The organism is Variovorax sp. LjRoot130 (assembly GCF_964253755.1).
GTDB lineage: Bacteria > Pseudomonadota > Gammaproteobacteria > Burkholderiales > Burkholderiaceae_C > Variovorax.
This window is the reverse complement of sequence record NZ_CAXURM020000002.1, coordinates 154767-176585: the sequence shown is the minus strand read 5'-3', so window position 1 is coordinate 176585 and position 21819 is coordinate 154767. Positions and strand designations below refer to the sequence as shown.

General features: G+C 64.9%; 18 protein-coding genes and 2 pseudogenes. 11 read left to right on the top strand and 9 right to left on the bottom strand.

What is annotated here, in order from left to right:
* Window positions 1-50: 50 nt before the first annotated feature.
* From ACSQ86_RS30565 to ACSQ86_RS30545, 5 genes are all read right to left on the bottom strand, one after another.
* Window positions 51-296, bottom strand: a complete 246-nt coding sequence (locus tag ACSQ86_RS30565; RefSeq protein WP_436295118.1) for a hypothetical protein — start codon at window positions 294-296, stop codon at window positions 51-53.
* A 317-nt stretch (window positions 297-613) separates the two neighbouring features.
* The gene (locus ACSQ86_RS30560; protein WP_436310382.1) at window positions 614-1945 is read right to left on the bottom strand and encodes an MmgE/PrpD family protein; all 1332 of its coding nucleotides are present in this window, start codon (window positions 1943-1945) and stop codon (window positions 614-616) included.
* A 13-nt stretch (window positions 1946-1958) separates the two neighbouring features.
* A complete protein-coding gene (locus tag ACSQ86_RS30555; protein ID WP_436310381.1) occupies window positions 1959-4052 on the bottom strand; it encodes an acetate--CoA ligase family protein in 2094 nt (697 codons plus the stop codon).
* Complete coding sequence (locus ACSQ86_RS30550) at window positions 4049-4852, bottom strand: enoyl-CoA hydratase/isomerase family protein (RefSeq protein WP_436307399.1); 804 nt, start codon at window positions 4850-4852, stop codon at window positions 4049-4051. Before ACSQ86_RS30550 ends, ACSQ86_RS30555 begins: the two co-directional genes overlap by 4 nt.
* A 13-nt stretch (window positions 4853-4865) precedes the next feature.
* Window positions 4866-5864 carry a tripartite tricarboxylate transporter substrate binding protein gene (locus tag ACSQ86_RS30545; RefSeq protein WP_436310380.1) on the bottom strand — a complete coding sequence of 333 codons (999 nt, stop codon included), beginning with the start codon at window positions 5862-5864 and terminating at the stop codon, window positions 4866-4868.
* A gap of 169 nt (window positions 5865-6033) precedes the next feature.
* Here ACSQ86_RS30545 and ACSQ86_RS30540 point away from each other — a divergent pair, with 169 nt between their 5' ends.
* The 4 genes from ACSQ86_RS30540 to ACSQ86_RS30525 all read left to right on the top strand — a co-directional run bounded on the left by ACSQ86_RS30540 (window position 6034) and on the right by ACSQ86_RS30525 (window position 11005).
* Window positions 6034-6825, top strand: a complete 792-nt coding sequence (locus tag ACSQ86_RS30540) for an IclR family transcriptional regulator (protein WP_436307400.1) — start codon at window positions 6034-6036, stop codon at window positions 6823-6825.
* Between the two features lie 291 nt (window positions 6826-7116).
* Window positions 7117-8019, top strand: a complete 903-nt coding sequence (locus ACSQ86_RS30535; RefSeq protein WP_436307401.1) for a LysR family transcriptional regulator — start codon at window positions 7117-7119, stop codon at window positions 8017-8019.
* Between the two features lie 144 nt (window positions 8020-8163).
* Window positions 8164-9585: a nucleobase:cation symporter-2 family protein gene (locus ACSQ86_RS30530; RefSeq protein ID WP_436310379.1), complete on the top strand. Its 1422-nt coding sequence runs from the start codon at window positions 8164-8166 to the stop codon at window positions 9583-9585.
* 1 nt (window position 9586) lies between these two features.
* Window positions 9587-11005: an 8-oxoguanine deaminase gene (locus tag ACSQ86_RS30525; protein ID WP_436310378.1), complete on the top strand. Its 1419-nt coding sequence runs from the start codon at window positions 9587-9589 to the stop codon at window positions 11003-11005.
* Between the two features lie 108 nt (window positions 11006-11113).
* On the opposite strand, the pseudogene ACSQ86_RS30520 reads toward ACSQ86_RS30525, so the two are convergent.
* Window positions 11114-11268: pseudogene (locus ACSQ86_RS30520) on the bottom strand (acetyl-CoA C-acyltransferase); the annotation flags it as partial.
* Between the two features lie 171 nt (window positions 11269-11439).
* On the opposite strand from ACSQ86_RS30520, the gene ACSQ86_RS30515 reads away from it, so the two are divergent.
* Window positions 11440-11598 carry a hypothetical protein gene (locus ACSQ86_RS30515; protein WP_436310377.1) on the top strand — a complete coding sequence of 53 codons (159 nt, stop codon included), beginning with the start codon at window positions 11440-11442 and terminating at the stop codon, window positions 11596-11598.
* Window positions 11599-11844: 246 nt separating this feature from the next.
* Here the strand turns inward: ACSQ86_RS30515 and ACSQ86_RS30510 are convergent, their stop codons facing one another.
* Window positions 11845-12708 carry a hypothetical protein gene (locus tag ACSQ86_RS30510; RefSeq protein WP_436307405.1) on the bottom strand — a complete coding sequence of 288 codons (864 nt, stop codon included), beginning with the start codon at window positions 12706-12708 and terminating at the stop codon, window positions 11845-11847.
* A gap of 188 nt (window positions 12709-12896) precedes the next feature.
* Between ACSQ86_RS30510 and ACSQ86_RS30505 the strand changes: the two genes are divergently transcribed.
* On the top strand, window positions 12897-14678 hold the full coding sequence (locus ACSQ86_RS30505) for an IS1634 family transposase (RefSeq protein WP_436310376.1): 1782 nt from the start codon (window positions 12897-12899) through the stop codon (window positions 14676-14678).
* A gap of 269 nt (window positions 14679-14947) precedes the next feature.
* On the opposite strand, the gene ACSQ86_RS30500 is transcribed toward ACSQ86_RS30505, so the two are convergent.
* Window positions 14948-15379, bottom strand: coding sequence for an ATP-binding domain-containing protein (locus ACSQ86_RS30500; protein WP_436307762.1), 432 nt, complete (start codon window positions 15377-15379; stop codon window positions 14948-14950).
* Between ACSQ86_RS30500 and ACSQ86_RS30495 the strand changes: the two are divergent.
* Window positions 15284-15484, top strand: a pseudogene (locus ACSQ86_RS30495) (LLM class flavin-dependent oxidoreductase); the annotation flags it as partial. The gene ACSQ86_RS30500 and the pseudogene ACSQ86_RS30495 sit on opposite strands and share 96 nt — an antisense overlap.
* Before the next feature lie 45 nt (window positions 15485-15529).
* Here the strand turns inward: ACSQ86_RS30495 and ACSQ86_RS30490 are convergent.
* Entirely contained in the window at window positions 15530-16420 is an 891-nt protein-coding gene (locus tag ACSQ86_RS30490) for a helix-turn-helix domain-containing protein (protein ID WP_436307406.1), read from the bottom strand.
* 180 nt (window positions 16421-16600) lie between these two features.
* On the opposite strand from ACSQ86_RS30490, the gene ACSQ86_RS30485 reads away from it, so the two are divergent.
* The 4 genes from ACSQ86_RS30485 to moaA are packed head-to-tail and all read left to right on the top strand — an operon-like array spanning window position 16601 to window position 21452.
* Window positions 16601-18727 (top strand): molybdopterin-containing oxidoreductase family protein, encoded by a 2127-nt coding sequence (locus ACSQ86_RS30485; protein ID WP_436310375.1) that lies wholly within the window; start codon window positions 16601-16603, stop codon window positions 18725-18727.
* Between the two features lie 36 nt (window positions 18728-18763).
* Window positions 18764-19069, top strand: coding sequence for a 4Fe-4S dicluster domain-containing protein (locus tag ACSQ86_RS30480; RefSeq protein ID WP_436310374.1), 306 nt, complete (start codon window positions 18764-18766; stop codon window positions 19067-19069).
* Window positions 19066-20433 (top strand): FAD-dependent oxidoreductase, encoded by a 1368-nt coding sequence (locus ACSQ86_RS30475; protein WP_436307409.1) that lies wholly within the window; start codon window positions 19066-19068, stop codon window positions 20431-20433. Before ACSQ86_RS30480 ends, ACSQ86_RS30475 begins: the two co-directional genes overlap by 4 nt.
* Window positions 20427-21452, top strand: a complete 1026-nt coding sequence (gene moaA, locus ACSQ86_RS30470; RefSeq protein ID WP_436307410.1) for a GTP 3',8-cyclase MoaA — start codon at window positions 20427-20429, stop codon at window positions 21450-21452. The genes ACSQ86_RS30475 and moaA overlap by 7 nt, the downstream gene beginning before the upstream one ends.
* Window positions 21453-21819: the final 367 nt, after the last annotated feature.

Here is a 21819-nt window from a genome sequence, read left to right as displayed (position 1 = left end):
GCGGCGCAACTTCTTTCGACCGCGGGGAGTCGAGCTGCGCTGCGGAGCAGTTACTGAGCGGCTCGTGTGGGGTCGCGCGGACAGATGACCGGGAATGCGTAGTCGCGCCCCATCAGAGCCCGGGCAAACAGGTAGGTGTTTCGCGCGCGGTCGCCGAGTGCATCGAGATCCACGCGCCCAGCGGCGTCGCAGGGAAAGGCCAGGCACTGCACGCTTTCGGTGATTGGAAGGAAGCGCAACTCACGACTGAAGCTCATGCAAGGCGCTGCGTTCACAGTGTGATGCTGGGATGCCATGATGTCTCTCCGTGGAGTTTTCTCGTTGACAAGAATAGACGCAGGTCCGCAGTGACTGGTGCCGTTGTGGGCGCTGCGGCGGCAGATCGTTGGGGATCGGAGGGCCTTTTCAACAGGAGATAGTCACAAATGTGCGAGGCGAATGCCGGAGCTTCAGAGATCCATTTCAAGCTGGCCACGATGCTGCGTTTGGCGCCAGGATCCATGCCCACTCCCTGCCAAGGGAAGAACGCGCGAATTGATCCAGAAAGTGACATGGAGCGTCGCTTCAAATTCGACCTGGGAAAGTTATCGTTAGCTTTTCGAGTTAAAGGCCGTCAAGCGTGAGGCAGTGTCGCGCTCGCGTCCAATGCCCATATCTGCGCCAGCAGCGCCTGAGAACGGTCGCTTCCAATCACGGGCGACGCCAACTCCATATACTTTCCTTCGAGCTCGTCATCTGTCAGAGCCTGCTCGGGATCACCCTTGCGGTTGGGCTGCAGGTGGTCAAGACGACGCCCGTCGCGGGTCTCGATGACGACGCGTGCGGCGCGCTGCCCTGGAAAGGCCGCATCCAGTGCCGGATCGACCGCGACTTCGATGCGCTCCATCAGCGCGCGCGTGACCTGATCCTCCAGCCGAGCTGGCTCGTAGGCCGCCAGGCGCACGCTGCCGTGCGCCAATGCCGTTGCCACCACGTAAGTCAGGCTGAACCGCGCTTCGTTGGCCGTGGTCGGATGTGTGTAGCAGGCGATGTCGAGCGCAGGCCGGTATGTCGCCACGTGCACGCGCGCGATGTTGCCGGCTTCGAGACCGTAACGCTGCTTCAGCTCGAGCGCAGCGTCGATGGCGGCGAAGGTGTGACCGCAGCCGATGTGATTCTTGAAGGTCAGCCTGGTGATGTGGAAGTCCTGCCCCAATGTCGCACCTGCCTGTGACCAGTCCGGGCCGTTGCTCATGGCTTGGCCCAAACCGATCTCGCCGTCCAGCACGTCAAGCGAGCCGATGACGCCGCGCCCCGCGAGCTGGGCCGCGAGAACGCCTGCTTCTGCGGCGCGGCCTGCATGCAGCGGCTTGGACATCGAGTCCATGCGGAATGCCTGCTGCAGGCCGGCCGTGAAGGTGGCCGCCGTCGCCAAGGCATGCGCGAAGGCCGGTTCGTCCAGCGACATCAAGCAGGCAGCTGCGGCCGCAGCACCGAAACTGCCGACCGTGCCCGTGCTGTGCCAGTACTTGTAGTGCGGTCGGCCCATGACCACACCGATGCGCGTCGACACTTCGTATCCCAGAACGACACCCCGCAGGAACTCGAGCCCGTTGGCGCCAACGTTCTGCCCCGCGGCCAACGCCGCCGCCACGGTCGCGGCACCCGGGTGATACATGGCGTCCCGGAAACTGTCATCCACTTCTGCGGCGTGAGCGGCTGTTCCGTTGATGAGCGCTGCCGCGCGCGCTGTCGCCGAGCGACCCCGGGCCAGCGAAGCTCGACCTCGGTCGAGGTCATCGGCCAAGGCTTCTTCGAGTTGCCGCACGGGCGCGGCACTCAGACCGGGAAACAGCGAGGCATACCAATCGATCACGGCGCGTTTGGCGTGATGAATGACCTCGGGTGGCAGCGGCTGTCGATGAAACTCGGCAGAGTAACGGGCGAAGACTTCCGTAGCGTGCATTTCAACTTCCAGCTCAGGCCAGCACGACCACGCCGTCAGCGGCACGCACACCCTGCCCCTGCGGCAGCACGAACACCGGGTTGATCTCGGCCTCGAGCAAGCGCTCACCGAGCTGGGCCGCCATCTTGGAGAAGGCAACGATGGCATTGACCAGCGCCTCGACATCGGCCTTGGGGCGGCCACGGAAGCCGTCCAGCAACGGCCAGGTCTTCAGCTCGCGCGCCATGGAGAGCGCATCCTCGCGGCTCAGACCACCTTGGGAGGGCAACAGCCGCAACGTGGTGTCCTTGAACAGCTCGGCAGTGATGCCGCCCATACCCAGCAGGATGGCAGTGCCCAGCATGTCGTGGTGCATGCCCAGGATCAGCTCGGTGCCGCCGCCCACCATTTCCTGCACCAGGAAGCGCTGCGGCCGCACGCCTGCCTTGCTCTCGACCTCGGCGGCCATCGCCTGCAGGCGCGCCCCCACCGTCTCAGCCGTCAGGTTCACGGCAACGCCGCCGACATCGCTCTTGTGTGTGATCTCGGCCGAAAGAATCTTGAGCACGACCCGATCGCCCAGCTCGCGCGCCGCAGCTTCGGCCTGGGCCGGCGTGGTCACCACCACCTCTCGCGCGCAGGGCACGCCGAAGTGGGTGAACAGCTGCTTGGCCTGGGCTTCATCCAGGGAGCCTGCCGGCAGTTCGTCGATGACCACATCGGCCTCGGGCGCGCTGGATGACTTCGGCTCCTGCCAGCTGCCGACGTTCAGCATCGCGCCCAGCGCGGTGGTGCAGCTTTCGGCTGCGGCAAAGGCGGGTACCCCGCGCTGCGTCAGCAACGCAGCGACTTCGGGCGCGTGCGGGCTCACATAGGCGATCACCGGCTTGTCCGAATTGGGCAGGCAATCCTGGATGGCGCCTGCCATCAGCTCCGGCATGGCCAGGCTGGACGAGCCGACGATGATCGTCAGCGCGTCGTAGCTGGGGCTCTTGAGCAGGATGTCGATGGCGCCGCGCAGCAGGTCCGGCTGCAGACCGGCCAAGGTCACGTCGATGGGGTTGCGGTCGAGCACCGCGTGATCGCCGCTCTGCAGCGCGCGCAACGCCTCGGCCGTTGCAGCATCCGGCACCGGCGTCTCAAATCCGTGCATGCCAAGATCGTCCGATACCAACGTTCCGGCGCCACCCGTCGAGGTCAGGATGGCCACGCGCTTGCCGCGTAGCTTGCGACCCGTGGCCAATGCGACCGGAATGTCGAGAAGATCACCAAAGGTCTCGGCACGGATCACGCCGACTTGCTTAAACAACGCGTCGTACATGCTGTCGGCGCCCGCCAACGCACCGGTGTGCGACACGGCAGCCTTCGCACCGGCTTCGGAGCGACCGATCTTGAACGCGACGACAGGCTTGCCCGCGCGAGCCGCCTTCAGAGCAGCGGCGCGAAACTTCTCGGGATTGCGCACGCTCTCCACATAGAGGGCGATGACCTTGGTGTCCGCGTCGTCAGCCAGATGATCGACGAAATCCGCCAGGTCCAGATCCACCTCGTTGCTGGTCGAGATCAACTTCGACAGGCCGATTCCACGTGCCGCGGCACGCGACAGCAGCGCGCCGAGGATGCCCCCGCTTTGCGAAACCACGCCGATCCCGCCGACCGGGAAATGATCCATCTCGAGCGCGCCACTGGCGGAGAGCACGATGTTGTCGGTCAGGTTAACCAGTCCGATCGTGTTGGGGCCGAGGATGCGCATGCTGCCAGCCGCCTCGATGAGCTGCTGCTGGCGGCGCGCACCTTCCTCGCCGGTCTCGGTATACCCGCTGGCGAGAACGATCGCGGCGGCAGTTCCTTTCGCCGCGAGTTCCCGGACAGCCTGGTGCGCCCGCTCGGCACCCAGCAGCACGATGGCGACATCGGGCGTGCCTGGAATCGAGGCGATATCGGGATAGCAGGTCAGGCCATCGATCGAGCTGACACGCGGATTGACCGGAAAGATCTCGCCGGTAAAGCCGTGCTTGCGCAGATAGGCCACTGGCCGGCCGGCGGTCTTGGCGGCATCCGCCGAAGCGCCGATCACTGCGACGCTGCGAGGCTTGAGAAGCCTGGTGACGGAGTTCAGTTCGGTCATTTCGTTGTCTCCCTTTTTGCGTTGCTCTTGGCCAGGAAGGCCATCACCGATTCGCGATGCTCGGTACTGGTGTAGCAAATGCCCTGCGCCTGGCTGCCCTGGGCGAACACCTGATGCGCGGACATCTCGAAGCTCTGGTTGAGGATCGTCTTGCCCAATGCCAATGCGGTGGCCGAGCCCTTGCTCATCTCGGCTGCCCAGCGCTGCGCGTCGGGAACGAGGGTCTCGGCATCCGACCGGCGATCGGCGATGCCAAGGCGCAGGGCTTCTTCAAGCTCGACTTTCCGGCCGCTGAAGATCAGTTCCTTGGCCTTCGAGAGGCCTACCCGGCGCGGCAGGAAGTACATGCCGCCGCCATCGGGAACGATGCCGCGATTGATGTACGACCAGGTGAAGCTCGCCGCATCCGAAGCGATGATGAAGTCGCATGCCAGCGCCGTGTCGGCCCCCAGGCCGGAAGCAGCCCCGTTAACGGCAGCGATCGTCGGCTTGGGCATAGTGTGTAGCAGCGATTGGGTATGGTGCACACGTTGCTGGCGGCTCCACCCGTTGAATCCCACCTCGCCTGCAGGCGCCTGCATCCGCCGCTCCATGCCGGCGACATCCCCGCCGGCGCAGAAGCCCTTGCCGCGTCCGGTGAGCACCAAGGCACGGATTGCCTTGTCGTACGCCACATGCTCCAGCGCCGCGATGAACTGCGTGCGCATGTCGTCGCTCATGGCGTTGCGTTTGTCGGGACGGTTCAGCCACAGCGTGGCGATGCCGTCTGCGACCTCGAGCTCGATCAGTCGTTCGGTCATTTCAACGTCTCCGTCATTCGTTGGTAATGTTGTTTTCCTTGACCACCTTGCGCCAACGCGCTTCCTCACCCTTGGCGTACTTGTCGAAGTCCGCCGGCGAGCCGCCATTGATCACGAGGCCCTCCCCTTCCACGCGCTTGCGAAAGGCCTCCGTCTGGACTGCCTTTTTGGCGGCTGCGTTCAGGCGGGCGATGACATCGGCCGGAGTGCCTGCAGGCACATACAGGCCGTACCAGCTGTCGGCCACGTAGCCGGGCACACCGCTTTCCGCGATCGTGGGAACCTTGGCCAGAGCGTGGGAGGACGATCGCGTGGCCGTGGTCACTGCCAGCGCACGCAGCTTGCCGCTTTCGACGAAAGTCCCCACTGCAGCCGCAGTCGCGAACATGACATCCACCTGGCCACCCAGCAGATCGGTGATCGCGGGACCAGCGCCCCGGTAGGGGATGTGGGTGATGTTCGTCTTCGTCAGGTTCTTGAAGAGTTCACCCGCGAGGTGCGCCGACGTGCCCGCGCCTTGTGACGCGAACGACAGCTTGCCCGGGTTCGCCTTGGCTGCGTCGATGAGGTCCTTGACCGATTTGAGAGGGCTCTCCGCCCGCACCACCAGCACGTTCGGAGAAACCCCGATCAGCATGACCGGCGCGAAGGCTTTCTCGTAGTTGTAGGGGAGCTTGCTCTGGATGCTGGGGTTCACCACGTGGGCCACGGTGGCCATCACCATCGTGTAGCCATCGGGTGCGGACTTTGCCACTGCGTCCGTCCCGATGATCGTGCCCGCACCGGGCTTGTTGTCGATGATGACCGGCTGACCCAGTTCCTCGCCCATGGCGATGCCCATGGTTCGGGCGACCAGATCAGTGCCGCCGCCGGGTGCGAACGGCACGACTATCTTGACGGGCCTGTCGGGGAAGGCTGCAAGTGCCGGCGTCGTGATGGCGGCGGCCGCTGCTGCGATCAAAAAAAGGACCAAGCCGATCCTGAGGCGTGCCAAGGGCAAGCGCTTTTGCATGGTTGTCTCCAAGTGGAAGTGGGATAAGCGAAGAGCTGAGATCGATGGCGGTTCGGGTCTTCTCATCGAGTGCCACTAGCTTAGGTCCGCGAAACGCTTTGCGCACCCCCCGATTTCCATTCCTTGGAATTACACTTCTGGCTTCGCATCTGCTCGGAATCCCTTGTTTATGTCAACCAGACGTCAACATTTCGAAGAGCCCACGCTGAACCGATCCCTGGAGCGGGGGATCGAGATCCTTCGGGCCTTCAGGCCGGGTGCCGACTTGCTGGGAAACGGCGAGATCTCGGAACGCACCGGGATTTCGCGCGCTACCGTCAGTCGCCTGACCCAGACGCTGGTTGAGGTCGGGATGCTCGAGCACGATCGGAACCTACGGGCCTACCGACTTGCCGCGCCCGTACTGAGCTTTGCCCACGCCATGCGCGGCGGCTCCCCTGTGTTGAGCGTGGTCGCGCCCCTGATGCGGACATTGGCGGAGAAACTTCGTATCAATGTCGGCTTGGCGGTTTCGGATCGAGACGAAATGGTCTACCTTGAATCGGTCCGCTACAACCGCCGGGTGTCGCTGCGCAACGTCGTCGCCGGACAGCGAGTGCCGATGGAACTCACGTCGCTTGGCCGGGCCTACCTCGCGGTCGCCGATGAGCCCACCCGGCGCACTCTCATGGCGCAGTTCCGCGAACGACGCGGGAACGGCTGGAACCAGATTCGTGACGAAATCAAGAGCGCAATCCGGAGCGTGACGGAGCGCGGCTTTTGCACGGCTTCCTGGCAACCGGAGGTGATCGCCCTCGCGACGCCGCTTGTGGTGGAAGGCCGACCTGTCTACGTGCTCAACGTGAGCGTCACGACGAAGGGCAGCATTGCGGAGACCGAATCGATGCTTGGAGGCCCGCTGCTCGAGCTCTCGAAGAACGTGAAAGCCACCCTCGCCGCGCTGGAGGTTCGGAGAGCCTAGCACCTGCGCACAAGGTACTCTCTTCGCGGTCTTGAGATCGTCAACCCGCGCAAGGGGGCTGTAGCGACGAAGGAGGTTCGGCAGTCGGGCTGAGACCGGACGTTCATCGCGGACAGTAGAAAAATCCTCCTTGGGGCACCAGGGCAGACGCTGGCGCAATACTTGGCGCCATCTCCGCAGCCCAGTGCGGCGATCTCGTAGACTCAACGCGCATCTTGCCTCCTGGGATCCGCCCCAGGCGCAGTTCGCGCGGCTGCACCTGGATTCATTCACTTTCGATCTCATCTTCCAATGCACGCCAAGGTAGTCCGCTATTTTGTGGAAGTCGTCCGAACAGGATCGATCCGCAAGGCGGCCGAGCAGTTGCATGTGGTTCCGACGGCGATCAATCGGCAGATCCTCAATCTCGAAGCAGAACTGGGGACTCCGCTCTTCGAGCGCATCCACAACAAGCTCAAGCTCACACCCGTCGGCGAGATCGTGCTCGCGCATGCGCGCACCACGCTGCAGGAGTTCGAGTCGGTGCGAGAACACATCGACGCGGTGCGGGGGCTGCGGCAAGGCGAGGCGTCGCTCGCGACGACTACAGGGCTTGCCAGCGCGTTCCTTCCCGCAGTGGCGCAACGTTGCAGGGCGGCCCATCCCGGCCTTCAACTCAAGTTGCTCGACATGCCGATCGCGGCCGTCATCCGGGCAGTGGCCGACGGCGATACCGATCTGGCGCTGGCCTACGACGTGCCCGACACCACCGTGCTGCGAACGCTGTTCTCGAGCGAATGGCCGATCGGCGCCGTCGTTGCGCCGGACCATCCGCTGACGGCGCGAGCCACGACCACGCTCGCGGACTGCGTGGGCTTTGCACTGATCCTGCCGGCTGCCGCTCTTTCGCTCAGGACCATCCTCGATGGCGCATTCGGGCGTTGCGCCATCGGAGTGTCTCCCATCGTCGAGACCACCTCGACCGCGCTGATGCGCAAGCTGGTTGCGCAGCGCCAGGGCGTCGCGCTGCTCAATCGCCTGGACATCGAAGAGGATCTTCGCGCCGGCACGCTCGTGTTCGTTCCGCTGCGCGATGCCGGATTGCAGCCACAGCGTCTGTCGCTGGTGGCGCGCTCCGGCAATGGGCCGAGTCCTGCTGCAGGGTTGCTTGCCGCCCAGGTCATCGACTGTCTCGAGGAAGCCTTGGTCCGCTGAGGCGGGGATGATGACAGCCGGTGTCCACTTTTCGTGGACGCAAGAGGCCATTTATTGACTTTGCGCTGCTCGGGGGTGCGCTTCTAGACTCCGTCCGCCGATCGAAGCGCCGCCATGGCGCCATGCGGCGGAAAGGTCATCCAGATGCTTACCACTCACACGACCGATGCCGGAGACAACCCGAGCAGCGACGCGGTCGACCAGAAGATCCCGCTTCCGCGCTGCGCGGCCCTGGGCCTGCAGCACGTGCTGGTCATGTACGCCGGCACCGTCGCCGTGCCGCTCATCGTCGGCGGGGCGCTCGGCCTGTCCAAGGCGGACATCGCGTTCCTCATCAACGCCGACCTGCTTGCCGCCGGCATCGCGACGCTGATCCAGGCCCTGGGCCTTTGGGGCTTCGGCGTCCGCATGCCGGTGATGATGGGCGTGACCTTCGCCGCCGTCGGGCCGATGATCGCGATCGGCATCAACCCGTCGCTCGGACTGCCCGCGATCTACGGCGCGACCATCGCGGCGGGCATCTTCGGCATGCTGGTCGCGCCCCTGATGGGGCGCCTGCTGGGGGTGTTCCCGCCGCTCGTCACCGGCACCGTCATCACCTTGATCGGCATCTCGCTCATGGGCGTGGCGATCAACTGGGCCGCGGGAGGCCAGCCGACTGTCGGCCGCGTGATCGACGGGATGAGCCATGCGACAGCCAACCCGGACTACGGCGATCCGGCGAAGCTTGCCATCGCCGCCTTCGTGCTGCTGGTCGTGCTTGCGATCACGCGCTTCGGCAAGGGCCTGATCGCCAACATCGCGATCCTGCTGGGCATCGTCGCCGGGGTCTGCGTGTCGCTGGCGTTCGGCCTCATGCAGTTCGACGGCCTTGCGGAGGCGAACTGGGTCGCCCTGACCACCCCGCTGCACTTCGGCATGCCGCGCTTCGAGTTCACGGCCATCGTCTCCATGTGCATCGTCATGCTGATCACGCTGGTGGAGTCGACCGGCATGTTCCTTGCGCTCAGTGCCATCACCGGCCGTCGCATGACGCCGGAGCTGCTGACGCGCGGCCTGCGTGCGGATGGCCTCGGCACCGTGCTGGGCGGCGTGTTCAACACCTTCCCGTACACCTCCTTCTCGCAGAATGTCGGGTTGGTCACGGTGACCGGCGTTCGCTCGCGCTACGTCGCAGCCATGAGTGGCCTGTTCCTGATCCTGCTGGCACTGCTGCCCAAGGTGGCGCACCTCGTGGCGTCGGTCCCGTCCTTCGTGCTCGGAGGTGCGGGCATCGTAATGTTCGGCATGGTGGCGGCAACCGGCGTACGGATCCTGGGCGCTGTCGACTTTGCGAAGAATCGTCACGCGCTGTACGTGATTGCGATCTCGATCGGCCTCGGCCTGATCCCGACGCTGTCGCCCAACTTCTTCCAGCATCTTCCCGCATGGATGCATCCGCTGACGCACAGCGGCATCGTGCTCGGCACGTGTGCAGCCGTGCTCTTGAATCTCTTCTATCACGGCGTGCTGTCGAAGGACCGCGCTTTCGCGCTGGCCGCCAGCACCTCCCATGGCAGTGAATGACATGTTTCAGCTTTCCGAGAACTCCCGCCCCCTGCTGCTTCGCCACGCCGATGTGCTCGTCACCATGGACGCCCAGCGTCGCGAGATCGCCGACGGCGCGGTGGTCGTCGAAGGTCCCGCCATTGCCTGGGTCGGCGCGACCAGCGAGTTGCCCGCGGCCTGGCGCGATGCAGCCGGCAGCGGCTCGATGGAGGTCGTCGACCTGCACGGCCATGTGCTGATGCCGGGCCTGGTCAACACGCATCACCACATGTACCAGAGCCTCACGCGCGTGGTTCCGGACGCGCAAGATGCCGAACTCTTCGGCTGGCTCGAGAACCTCTACCTGCTGTGGGGCCACCTGACGCCCGAGATGATCCGTGTCTCCACGCAGACCGCCATGGCCGAGCTCATGCTGTCGGGCTGCACGACCACCAGCGATCACCTTTACATCTTTCCCAACGGAGCGCGACTCGACGAATCCATCGAGGCGGCCGAGCGCATGGGCATGCGATTTCACGCCGCCCGCGGCAGCATGAGCGTTGGCCGCAGCCACGGCGGCCTGCCGCCGGATTCGGTGGTCGAAGACGAGGCCGCCATCCTGGCCGACAGCGAGCGTCTCATCAGGCGCTGGCACGACCCCTCGCGCCACAGCATGCGGCGGGTCGTGCTCGCTCCGTGTTCCCCGTTCTCGGTATCGCGCGACCTCATGCGCCAGTCGGCCTTGCTGGCGCGCGAGTACGGCGTGTCACTGCACACCCACCTGGCCGAGAACGACAACGACATCGCTTATTCACGAGAGAAGTTCGGCATGACGCCCGCCGAGTACGCCGAAGACTTGGGCTGGGTCGGCCACGACGTGTGGCACGCCCACTGCGTCAAGCTGGACCCTGCCGGCATCGCCCTGTTCGCCCGAACGGGGACGGGCGTCGCGCATTGCCCGTGCTCCAACATGCGGCTCGGGTCGGGCATCGCCCCCGTCCGCTCGATGCGCAGCGCGGGCGTGTCCGTCGGACTGGGCGTCGACGGCAGTGCATCGAACGATGGAGCGCACATGCTGGGCGAGGCGCGCCAGGCGCTGCTGCTGCAGCGCGTCGGCTTCGGGCCGGCCGCGCTGACTGCGCGCGAGGCGCTGGAGATCGCCACGCTGGGCGGCGCCGCGGTTCTCGGCCGCGACGACATCGGCGCATTGGCACCGGGGATGGCGGCTGATCTAGTGGCATTCGACCTGCGTGGCGTGACGCATGCAGGCGCAAGCCATGATCAGGTCGCCTCACTCGTGTTCTGTCACGCGGTGAATGCGGCGCTCAACGTCATCAACGGGCGCGTGCGCGTACGTGACGGCAAGCTGGTCGACATGGACCTGGCGCCGATGCTGGCGCAGCACCGGTCATTGGCGCGAAGGCTCTACGAGGCGGCGAGGCATCCGCACATGGCCTGACGCGAACATCGATTGCGCAGCGCGCCGCGGATTCCGTTCTATGCGCCGTCAGCCACTCTGAGAATGGCTGGTCGTTCTCGGTGGTGATGCCATATGCATCTTCTCTCACGGATCGTGCAGGATGTCGACCATGTAGTCGATCAGGTGTGCGTTGCCCATCATGGCGCGCTGCGGCTCATCGATTTGGAGCCCGCGCCAATGGCAATGTCGCAGTCGCCCATCGCAATGGCCTGTGCCGCCGACACGATGGCCTGCAAGCCCGAACGCGCCATTGCGATGTTTCCAACAATGGCAGGACACATCCGTCGATACGCATCGCACAACGCCTCCGCACCGAGCTCGACCGCCATCGCGACGAAGGAAGAATCTCCGAAGCCTGCTACGCCAGGCCAACGGAGCACCCATCTCCCCCTCTCGAGGATTGGATCGGGAAGGTGATCGACAAGACCAACGAGATGGCGAAGAACGAGGCGGCGCGCAAGGAAGCAAGGAAGTGGCGAAGCGACTCAGCTGAGTTCGATCGACGCGACGCCCGATGCGCGACACGGCCGGTGAATCCGAACAGGCCTGTACGGGCCATCGCATTCGCGTAACTGAACCGGTTCGCTGTCTGCGGGGACTGCTCCGGTCCCCTACCCTGCCCTTCGCAAGCGACCGTCGGAAGGCAAGTCTGCAGCGTAAGCGGTCTTCCAAGTTGACAAGCACGGACGTCTGCAAGCTGGCGCTCTGGGGACCTTCATAGTTCCTGCTGTGCTGTCAGCGCCAGATGCCGAGCGCTGCGGCTGCAAATACCTCGGCAGATGTTGGAGAAGGTCGGCCTCGGCTCACCTGCCCACCATCTATCGAAGTTCAGTAGGCCCGAGGCTCCGATACCAGGTAATGCCCTGCCGTTCCACACTTCCTCTCTCCTTTCGAACATGAAACTGGCCGGACTTTCTGAGGAGCTCGCTCCAGTTTTGACAGAAGTACTTGGGCGGCCGATGCTCTGGGTGAGTGGCCCGAATCGCCTCGAGCGCGGTGTCAAGGCGAGTCATCTCCCCTGGAGCGGTGTTCTGCTCTTGCCGGCGCAGCAGCACGACGGCAGTGCTGTTCGGCCAGTCGACCGTACCGTCCGGCAAGATGCCGTGAAAGAGTTGGTCGAACTCTGGGCTCTGCACGAACGCCGCAAAGTGCTTCTGGGCCTCTATCGCCGTCTTCGCCCACTGAAGGATGTCCTCATATGACGATTGCGCAGTCGCAAGGCCTTCCTCAAGCACAGTGATAGCCTTTTGGCATCCGACTTGAGTGAGCAGGTCGTGGTCCTCAAGGAAATGATGGACGATGCGATTGCGAAGCTCCTTGAACTCGTCGAGCCTCGCCCTCGTTTGCTCCAGCTCCTCGGCGGGCAACTCCAGGGCAAAGCGCGTGCGAAAGACCGGTTTGTCCGGATCGACGTGCGGCTCCTCGGCTTCTTCAGGGGCCGGGGCACCCAACTCTCGAAGGTACGTGCGTTTGATCTCGTCGAAGAGGTACCCCATCGGTTTGGAGCCGAACAGCTCCTTCCGGCGCTGCTGATTCAGGGGCGCCGTCTCAACGGTTCCGAAAGCGACGCTATCGATGACCAGGGCCTTCAGTAGCATCTCATAGCGCTGCACGCGAAGCAGGAAGCGTCCAAGCTTCCGGTGGACTATCGCCTGTAGTTCTTGCAGATCGGAATCGTTCATCCTCGCTCCAGTCTGAGCCGCGCGCATTCTGCCCTAGCCCATCTTTCTCAACCCAACCCCGATTTCGACGATTTTTCGGGTGTTGAGCGACGCAAGTGCTTGATGCGTATAGGGGTGACTCGGCAAAACGCTTGTGGTGGAGACCTTGGTCCTTGGCGTGCAGGCGAGGGGTTCCTAAACTGCGGCGCATGTTTCTGCGCTGCAACCGACGCCTGAAGGACGGCAAGACGCACGATTACTGGAGCGTGGTGGAGAACCGCCGACTGGCCGATGGGCGCGTGGTGCAAAGGCAGGTGCTCTACCTGGGCGAGATCAACGCGAGCCAGCGCGAAGCCTGGCGCAAGACCATCGAAGTGCACGACGAGGGAACGAGGCGCCAGGTGGCGCTGTTCCCGGCCGGCTCGATGCCCGCGGACGACGCGAATGCGATTGGCATCCGTCTGGACGAACTGCGCCTCGAACGCCCGCGCCAGTGGGGCGCGTGCTGGCTGTCATGCGTGCTGTGGCAGCAACTCGAACTCGACGCCTTCTGGAGCGCTCGGCTGCCGCCCTCGCGCGAAGGCACCCCCTGGCTGCAGGTGCTGCAAACGCTGGTGGCCTACCGTCTCATCGACCCCGGCAGCGAATGGCGCCTGCACCGCCACTGGTTCGACGCCAGTGCGATGGCCGACCTGCTGCACGCCGACTTCGCGGTGGCCGAGAAGAACACGCTGTACCGCTGCCTGGACAGGCTCGCAGCGCACAAGGACGAACTGTTCAAGTTCCTGTGCCGGCGCTGGGGCGAGCTGTTCGGGGCGAAGTTCGACGTGCTGCTGTACGACCTGACCAGCACCTACTTCGAGAGCGATGTGGAGCGCAGCGAACACGACAAGCGCCAGTACGGCTACAGCCGCGACAAGCGAGGCGACTGCCGCCAGGTGGTGATCGCGCTGATCGTCACGCCCGAGGGCTTCCCGCTGAGCTACGAGGTGCTCTCGGGCAACACGGCCGACTCAACGACGCTTGGCGACTTCCTCGATCGCATCGAGCAGCGCTACGGCCGAGCCAACCGGATCTGGGTGATGGACCGCGGCGTGCCCACCGAAGACAGCCTGGCGCAGATGCGCCGCATGGGAGCGTCCTATCTCGTGGGCACACCCAAGGGGCGGCTGACCAAGCTTGAGCAAGGCTTCCTCGCACAGCCGTGGCAGCGCGTGCGCGAAGGCGTCGCTGTCAAGCGCCTGGGCGCTGACGAAGACACCTACGTGCTCGCGCAAAGTGCGGCACGCATCGACAAGGAGCGTGCGATGCGGCAACGCCGCCTGCGCCGCTACGTGCAGCGCCTGCAGGCCTTGCAGGGCCAGATGCTCACGCGCGATCAACTGCTCATGAAGCTCGGCGCAGCCAAGCACGACGCCGGGCGAAGCGCCCAGCTGATCAAGGTTCATCTGCCCGAGGCCAGCAGCAGCGCCAAGACAGCGTCCTTCGAGTTCGAGCTCGATCGCGCCCGGCTGCGCCAGGTGCGCCGCCGTGAAGGGCGCTATCTGCTGCGCACCAACCTCGCAGCGCACGATCCCGCGCAGCTGTGGACGTTCTATATCCAGCTCACCGAGGTCGAGCAGGCGTTCAAGGAACTCAAGCACGACCTGGCCGTACGCCCGATCTTCCACTCCAGCGAGAAGCGCATCGAGGCCCACATCTTCGTGGCCTTCCTCGCCTACTGCCTGCAGGTCACCTTGAAGGCCCAACTCAAGCGCCTGGCGCACGGCATCACGCCTGCGGAGGTCATCGCCAAGTTCAAGACCATGCAGATGGTGGACGTGCACGTGCCCACCACCGACGGCAGAGAGCTCGTGCTGTCGCGATACACCCAGCCCGAGGCCGATCACCGCATGCTGCTGGACCTGCTGCGGCTGAAGCTGCCCGATCAACCCCCGCCGAAGATCACCGCCAAACACGCCCGCATCACTGCCCAACCCATCCCGCTGTAGTGGAGACCTTCGAGGTCGTGCTGAATCAAATCAAGCACTTAGCCGGCTTCACACCTGTCAGTTGAGAAAGATGGGCTAGCTCGGCCCGCCGCGGTTAACGCGTCGCCCGCTGCATCCTACGCAGTGCTTGTCTCTATGGCCGTCCTCTATAGGCACGACGGTACCCGCGCCCATCGCGCTTGTAGTCGCATTTCGAAACGTAGAAGGAAAGCAAATGGGGATGCGCGATCGTCATACGTGCCCCATTGACATTCTGGACGGTCAGTAGGTCACGCGAAAGGAGCTTGGCCGCGGCTTGACTGGGCCTGCACGAGTACAAGGCACCGCTCCTTCGCGCGTGTTACAGCGTTGTATAGAAGTCGACGTTTCTGGTCGTCGCTGCCTCCAATCGCCGCCGGCCATAGCACGATCACATCGTCGAACTCTCGGTTCTTTGCGCCATGAACCGTCATGCCCCTCCAGCCGTTTTCATCACCCTTCCGTGCTCGGCGTCGTTGAGCGAACCCTTGCTCGATCGCCAGTTCAAGCTCGTCCTTGGAAAAGGTGGTCTTGGATCGAGCTCTTCTTTGCGTGTCCATCCAATCGGAAAGATCTCGTGTGGCTCGGGAGGATTCGTGCTCCGCACGGGCCGCAAGGGGCTGCTCGACCTGCTTGAAGAATGGCGTGCGGCCGGCGTCAACCACGCCGCCCTCGGCATTCAGTTCGCCCAGCGGCCGGTGCGCGAGCTGCTCCAGGAACTCGCGGAAGAAGTGCTTCCGCACTTTCCTGCACTGACGGCACCGGCCGCGCGCCCTTCTCGGTGGTGAGCCTTGGTGGAGCAGGACCCGCCTGCCGCCTCTTCGGATGCAGGCTCAAACGCTTGTGCGGGCCCTGAACTGGCTGGGCGACAACCCGGTCGAGTGGCGAAACGCCTTGGAGAAGTTGGCCAGCGACGAGAAGCCGGCCGAGAGCGCAATGTCCTCGATCGAGCAGCGCTCCTCGCGCAGGCGGCGCTTGGCCAGCATAAGCCGCCGCTCGGCAACGAAGGCATGCGGCGCCCGACCCGTCGCCGCCCTGAAGCTGCGCGTGAAGTGGCCCACGCTCATGCAGGCGATGCCCGCCAGCTCGGCCACCGTGAAGTCCTGGTCCAGATTGCCGTCGATGAAGTCGACCACGCGCGACAGGCGCCGGCTGTCCAGCGGCTTGGGCGCCTTGTCTACCAGCGGCCGGGCCAGGCCCAACTCCGAATAGTTCTTGAGCAGGTGGGCGCTGAGCGCCACCGAGAGGCTTTCGACGAACAGCCTCCCGACTCCCGTTTCGTTGGACAACTCGCAAACGATCTGGTCCGCGATCATGGTCACGAACGGGTCGTGGTCCACGGCTTGGTAGCGCAGGCCGGCCCTGGCCGGGTCGATGTCGAACTCGCGCTGGACCGTCTCGGCGAAGGGGTTGCCGGGCAGGAAGAGGTGCAGGCAGTCCGCGATGGGCTCGACCACGTTGATGTATTCCTCCTCGACGCCTGCGGGGCATAGCCAGATGGTCCCCCGGTGGCCCCGTGTGTGCTCGCGCCGGCCACCGCCGGCGCGGTCGACCAGCGTCTGCCCGCTCAGTTGAATCGCCACTTCGGTTGCGCGCGGCACGAGCCGGGGCAGTTCACCAGGCGCGTGCGTCCACCGCTCGGCCAGGATGTTCGACCAGCCCAACGCATTGGAGGTCTGGTGCATCGTGCTGTTGACGTACTTGTCCAACGAGTGCCCGAACATGGTGCTCGACCGGGTCTGGAAATTGATCGTGGGGAGAAAAGTCAGCAGGAATCGTGCCGAATCTTCATCCGCACACCAGGAAAAGTAAATAGCGCAATGGGATAAGGACTTTGGCCCCCTTGCTCGCCAGACTTTGCTCCACCACTACCCCACGTGAAGCACTGGAGAGAAAGGACCCCTATGGCCCGACATGTTGTCGTGGGCGCCTGCCCACACGATTGCCCCGATACCTGCTCGATCCTGACCACCGTCGACGACGGCAAGGCGGTGGCGGTGCGCGGCAATCCGAATCACCCCTTCACTCGCGGCCGGCTTTGCGTGAAGGTCAACAACTACCAGGACCGGGTCTACAGCGACCAGCGGCTGCTCCATCCCATGCGCCGCAGCGGGCCCAAGGGCAGCGGCCAGTTCGAGCGAATTTCATGGCACGAGGCGCTGGCCGAGATCGGCAGCCGCTGGAAGGCGCTCATTGCCACGGACGGCCCGCAGTCGATCCTGCCCTACAGCTACCTGGGAACGCAGGGAATCCTCAACGGCCTGAACGTGGGCGACCCCTTGTTCAACAAGCTGGGCGCCACGGTGTGCGAGCGGACCTTCTGCGACTCGGCCTCGTGCACCGCCTACATGATGACCATCGGCCACACGCCCGGCGCGGACCCCGAGAGCTTCGTGCATTCCAAGTACATCGTCCTGTGGGCCTGCAACACGCTGGGCACCAACTCGCACCACTGGCCCTTCATCGAGCAGGCAAGAAAGAACGGCGCCAAGCTGGTCGTGATCGATCCGGTGCGCACGCGCACCGCCCGCCTGGCCGACTGGCACATCCCCATCCGGCCGGGCACCGACGGCGCGCTGGCGCTGGCGATGGCGCACATCCTTATCAAGGAAGGCTTGATCGACCTTGACTACATCGACCAGCACACGCTGGGCTTCGATGAGCTGGCCGAGAGGGTTCAGGCGTACACGCCGGAGTTCGCTGCCGAACAGACCGGCATCCCCGTGGAGGACATCCTCAAGTTGACGAGGGAATATGCTTCCACGCCGCCCGCGGTGGTGCGCATCGGCGTTGCGGTGGAACGCCACGCCGGCGGCGGGCAGACCGTTCGCGCCATCTCCTGCCTGCCCGCACTCATCGGCGCATGGAAGCACGTGGGCGGCGGCTTGCTGCAGTTGCCGATCTGGGCCTTTCCGGTGAACTGGCCGGGCCTGATGCGGCCGGACCTCCAGCCCGAGTCGATGCGCGTGATCAACTCATGGCGGCTCGGTGCGGCGCTGACCGGCGAGCTGCAGCTGGCCCCCGCGATCCGTTCGCTGTTCGTCTACAACGCCAACCCCATGGCTATGGTCAGCGACCAGGACAAGATCGAACGAGGCTTGGCGCGGGAAGACCTCTTCACCGTGGTCAGCGAGCACTTCATGACCGATACCGCGCGCTACGCGGACATCCTGCTGCCGGCCACGACCCAGCTCGAGCAGAAGGACATCATGTTCTCGTGGGGCCACCTCTACCTGTCCTACAACAACCCTGCCATCGAGCCGCTGGGCGAAGCGGTGTCCAACACCGAGCTTTTCAGGCGCCTGGCCATGGCCATGGGCATCGACGACCCGTTCTTCCATCGGACAGACGACGAGATGATCGAGGCGTCGCTGGACTGGAGCAGCCCGGTGCTCGAGGGAATCACCCTGGCGGAGCTCAAGCAGAAAGGCTTCATGCGCCTGAACATGCCCGCACCTGGCGACTGGGCGCCGCACCGTGAAGGGAATTTTCCGACCCCGTCCGGCAAGTGTGAATTCAAGTCCTCCATGGCGGAGGGCGGCAACTTCGTGGTGCCGCTTTTCAGGCAGGGCTATGGCGGCCAGCAGTCGGGTGAACCGGTGGACCCGCTGCCGCATTACATCGCGCCCAACGAGAGCCCGGCAACGGCGGCGGACCTAGCGCGGCGCTATCCGCTCAGTCTGATCTCGCCCAAGAGCCACGCCTTTCTCAATTCCAACTACGGCAATCTGCCGGCCCAGCAGGCCCAGGCCGGCGAGGAACAACTGGTGCTCCTGCACCCGGATGACGCGAGCGCGCGGGGCATTGCTGCCGGAGCGCCGATCCGCATCTTCAACGACCGGGGCGCCTTCGAGGCGAAGGCCACGCTGTCGGCGGACGTGTCGCCGGGCCTTGTCATGGCGCCCTCGGGCTACTGGCATCGGTCGAACCGGGCCGGCGCCACGGTGCACGCGCTGACGCCCATCGCCTTCGCGGACCTGGGCCGCGCGCCCACCTTCTCCGACGCGCTGGTGCAAGTTGTTGCCATCTGAGCCCGCGCTCGTTTCCCAACCGCTCCCACATCGCATATGACCTACGTTGTCACCGACCTTTGCACCGGATGCCGCTACACCGAGTGCGTCACCGTCTGCCCCGTCACGTGCTTTCACATGGACGACCGGATGACCTACATCGATCCGGAGAACTGCATCGACTGCGGAGGCTGCGCCACCGCCTGCCCGGTGGGCGCCATCCAGGCCTCCTTCCTTCTTCCCGTCGACAAGGCGCAATGGATCGAGATCAACCGGGTTCGGTCAGCAGAAACGCCGATCATCGCCGAGCGCCTGCCGCCCTTGCCCACCGCCGAAGCGCGGCGCGCGGAGCTGGGCCTATGAGCGATGCCGGCGCCGCTACGTTGTCTGCGTCGTTCAGGGTGGCCGTCGTGGGCGCGGGCCCCAGCGGCTTCTACGCGGCCGAGGCGCTGCTGCGCTCGGCGCTGCCCATGCGCGTGGACCTGCTGGAGCGGCTGCCCGTGCCCCATGGACTCGTCCGCTATGGTGTGGCGCCCGACCACCCCAAGCTCAAGCAGGTGACCGCCGTGTTCGACCGCATCGCGGCCATGCCCGGGTTTCGCTTTGTCGGCGGCGTGGAAGTCGGCACCGACGTGTCGGTCGACGATCTGCTCGCGAGCTACCACGCGGTCGTTCTGGCCACGGGCGCACCGCTGGGCCGGCGCATGAATATCGCTGGCGAGGGCCTGCCCGGCAGCCACATGGCGAGCGATTTCGTCGGCTGGTACAACGGTCATCCGGACCAGAAGGACTGCCATTTCGATCTGTCCTGCGAACGCGCGGTGATCGTCGGCCAGGGCAATGTCTCGCTCGACGTGGCGCGCATCCTGCTCAAGGGCGTGAACGAACTGCGCCGCACCGACATCGCCGCCCATGCGCTGGATGCCCTGGCCCAAAGCCGCGTGCGCGAGGTGCACATCGTCGGGCGCCGTGGGCCCACGGACATTCGCTTTTCGCCCAAGGAATTGCACGAGATCGGCGAACTTCCTTCGTGCGACGCGCTGGTGGATGCCGCCGACATTCGTGCCGGCAGTTTTGCCGCTCCTGCGGGAACGGATGCCGAGAAGGTGGCGGCCATCGCCATGCTGGAGCGCCTTGCCGGTGTACACCCTGCGAAGGACAAGCGCTGCGTCTTCCGCTTTCACCTGGAGCCGCAGGGCATTGAAGGCTCCACCTCCGTTGACTGCATTCGTTTCAACAGGCCGCGAGGCTGGGCGGCGAGCCTGGAGCCGGCGTCCGTCGGCATCGAATGCGGCCTGGTGTTCTCCAGCATCGGCCGGCGGTCCTGCTCGATCGGCGGCGTGCCCTACGACGAAAGCCGGGGGACACATGCGAATTTCCAGGGACGGGTCGTGAGTGCCGGCCAAGTGGTGGAAGGCCTCTATGTTTGCGGCTGGTGCAAGCGCGGGCCCCAAGGCACCATCGGCACCAACCGCGCCTGCAGCTACGAAACGGCGCAGGCCGTGCTGGCCGATCTGCCCGCGCTGGCGCATCGCGCCCTCACAGCCGGGCACCAACTGCATGCCGGCAGGCCGGCCCAATACCTGGGGAAGTACCTGGATTTCCGGGACTGGGCGCGGATCGACAAGGCCGAGGTGGCGCGTGGCGCGGCCATCGGCAAGCCCAGGGAAAAGTTCGTGTCGCTGGAGCATCTCTACGCCGCCGCCCGCGAGGAACACCCATGCTGATCGATCAACGCCAAGTCTCGCTGATGCCGCTGGTCGATACCTACGAGCGGCGAATCAGCTACCTGCGCCTCTCCGTGACCGACCGCTGCAATCTGCGCTGCGTCTACTGCATGTCCGAAAACATGCGGTTTCATCCGAGCCCGGAGCTGCTGACGATCGAGGAGCTGGATCGAATCGCCCGACTCTTCATTGCGCGTGGCGTGAAAAAGCTGCGCATCACGGGCGGAGAGCCCTTGGTACGCAAGGGCGTCATCGATCTGTTCCGTTCTCTGTCGGACTGCCTGCATGACGGCTCCTTGCACGAACTCACCCTGACCACCAACGGCCTTCGGCTGGCGCACTTTGCGCACGACCTTGCCGCGGCCGGCGTGCGGCGAGTCAATGTCTCGCTGGACACGCTCGATGCGCAGCGCTTCGCGCAGCTCACCCGTGGCGGATTGCTCGGCGAGGTGCTCGAGGGCATCGAAGCTGCGCAAGCGGCCGGCATGGCGGTCAAGCTCAACGCTGTCGCCTTGCGTGGCATCACCGACGAGGAAATCCACACGCTCATCGAATTTGCGCACGGCCGGGGCATGACCCTGACCCTGATCGAGACCATGCCCCTGGGCGAGACGGGTCTTGACCGGGGGAGCCAGTTCCTGGGGCTCGACGTGCTTCGCCGCGAGATCGGCAAGCGGTGGACGCTCACCGACGTGCCCAACCGCAGCGGCGGCCCCGCGCGCTACGCAAGGCTTGAGCAAACCGGCGGGCTCATCGGCTTCATCACGCCTCTCACAGAGCACTTCTGCGGCGACTGCAATCGCGTGCGGGTGACGGCCGTGGGCACGCTCTATACCTGCCTCGGGCACGAGGACGGTGTCGACCTCAGAGAGTTGCTGCGCGGCCCCATGGCGGAAGCAGAGCTGCACCAGGCCATTGGCAATGCCATCGCACACAAGCCCAAGGGCCACGACTTCTCGCTTCAAGGGCGCGCCTTGCCGGTCAGGCTGGTCCGCCACATGTCTGTGACTGGCGGATAGTTGGCTCGGAGAAGCTCATCGGGTCTCTCTGCCAAGATCACCAACGGGGCCGCCATTTGGCAGTGGCGGCTTTCCAGATGCTTACCTCGCTTTCGGATCTGCCGCGGTAGCGGCTCTGGACAACGACCAAGCGGCCGGCTGCTCTGCAGCGGTTGCTGTCCTTGGCTCGCGGGCTTCCACTGACGGCTCAGTAGCTGCTTGCTGACCTTGAGTCCGGGTCAAATGGGTTCAGCTTGCCCGCGTGCGCGCGATACGAGTCGAACCTGATCAGGACGTTGGGGCTTGCGTCGTAAGGTCGCCGACAAGAGGGAGTGGCGGGTTCAAGCAACTCGAGAAGGCGCGGACGACGCGCGGTGAATAGCTGACC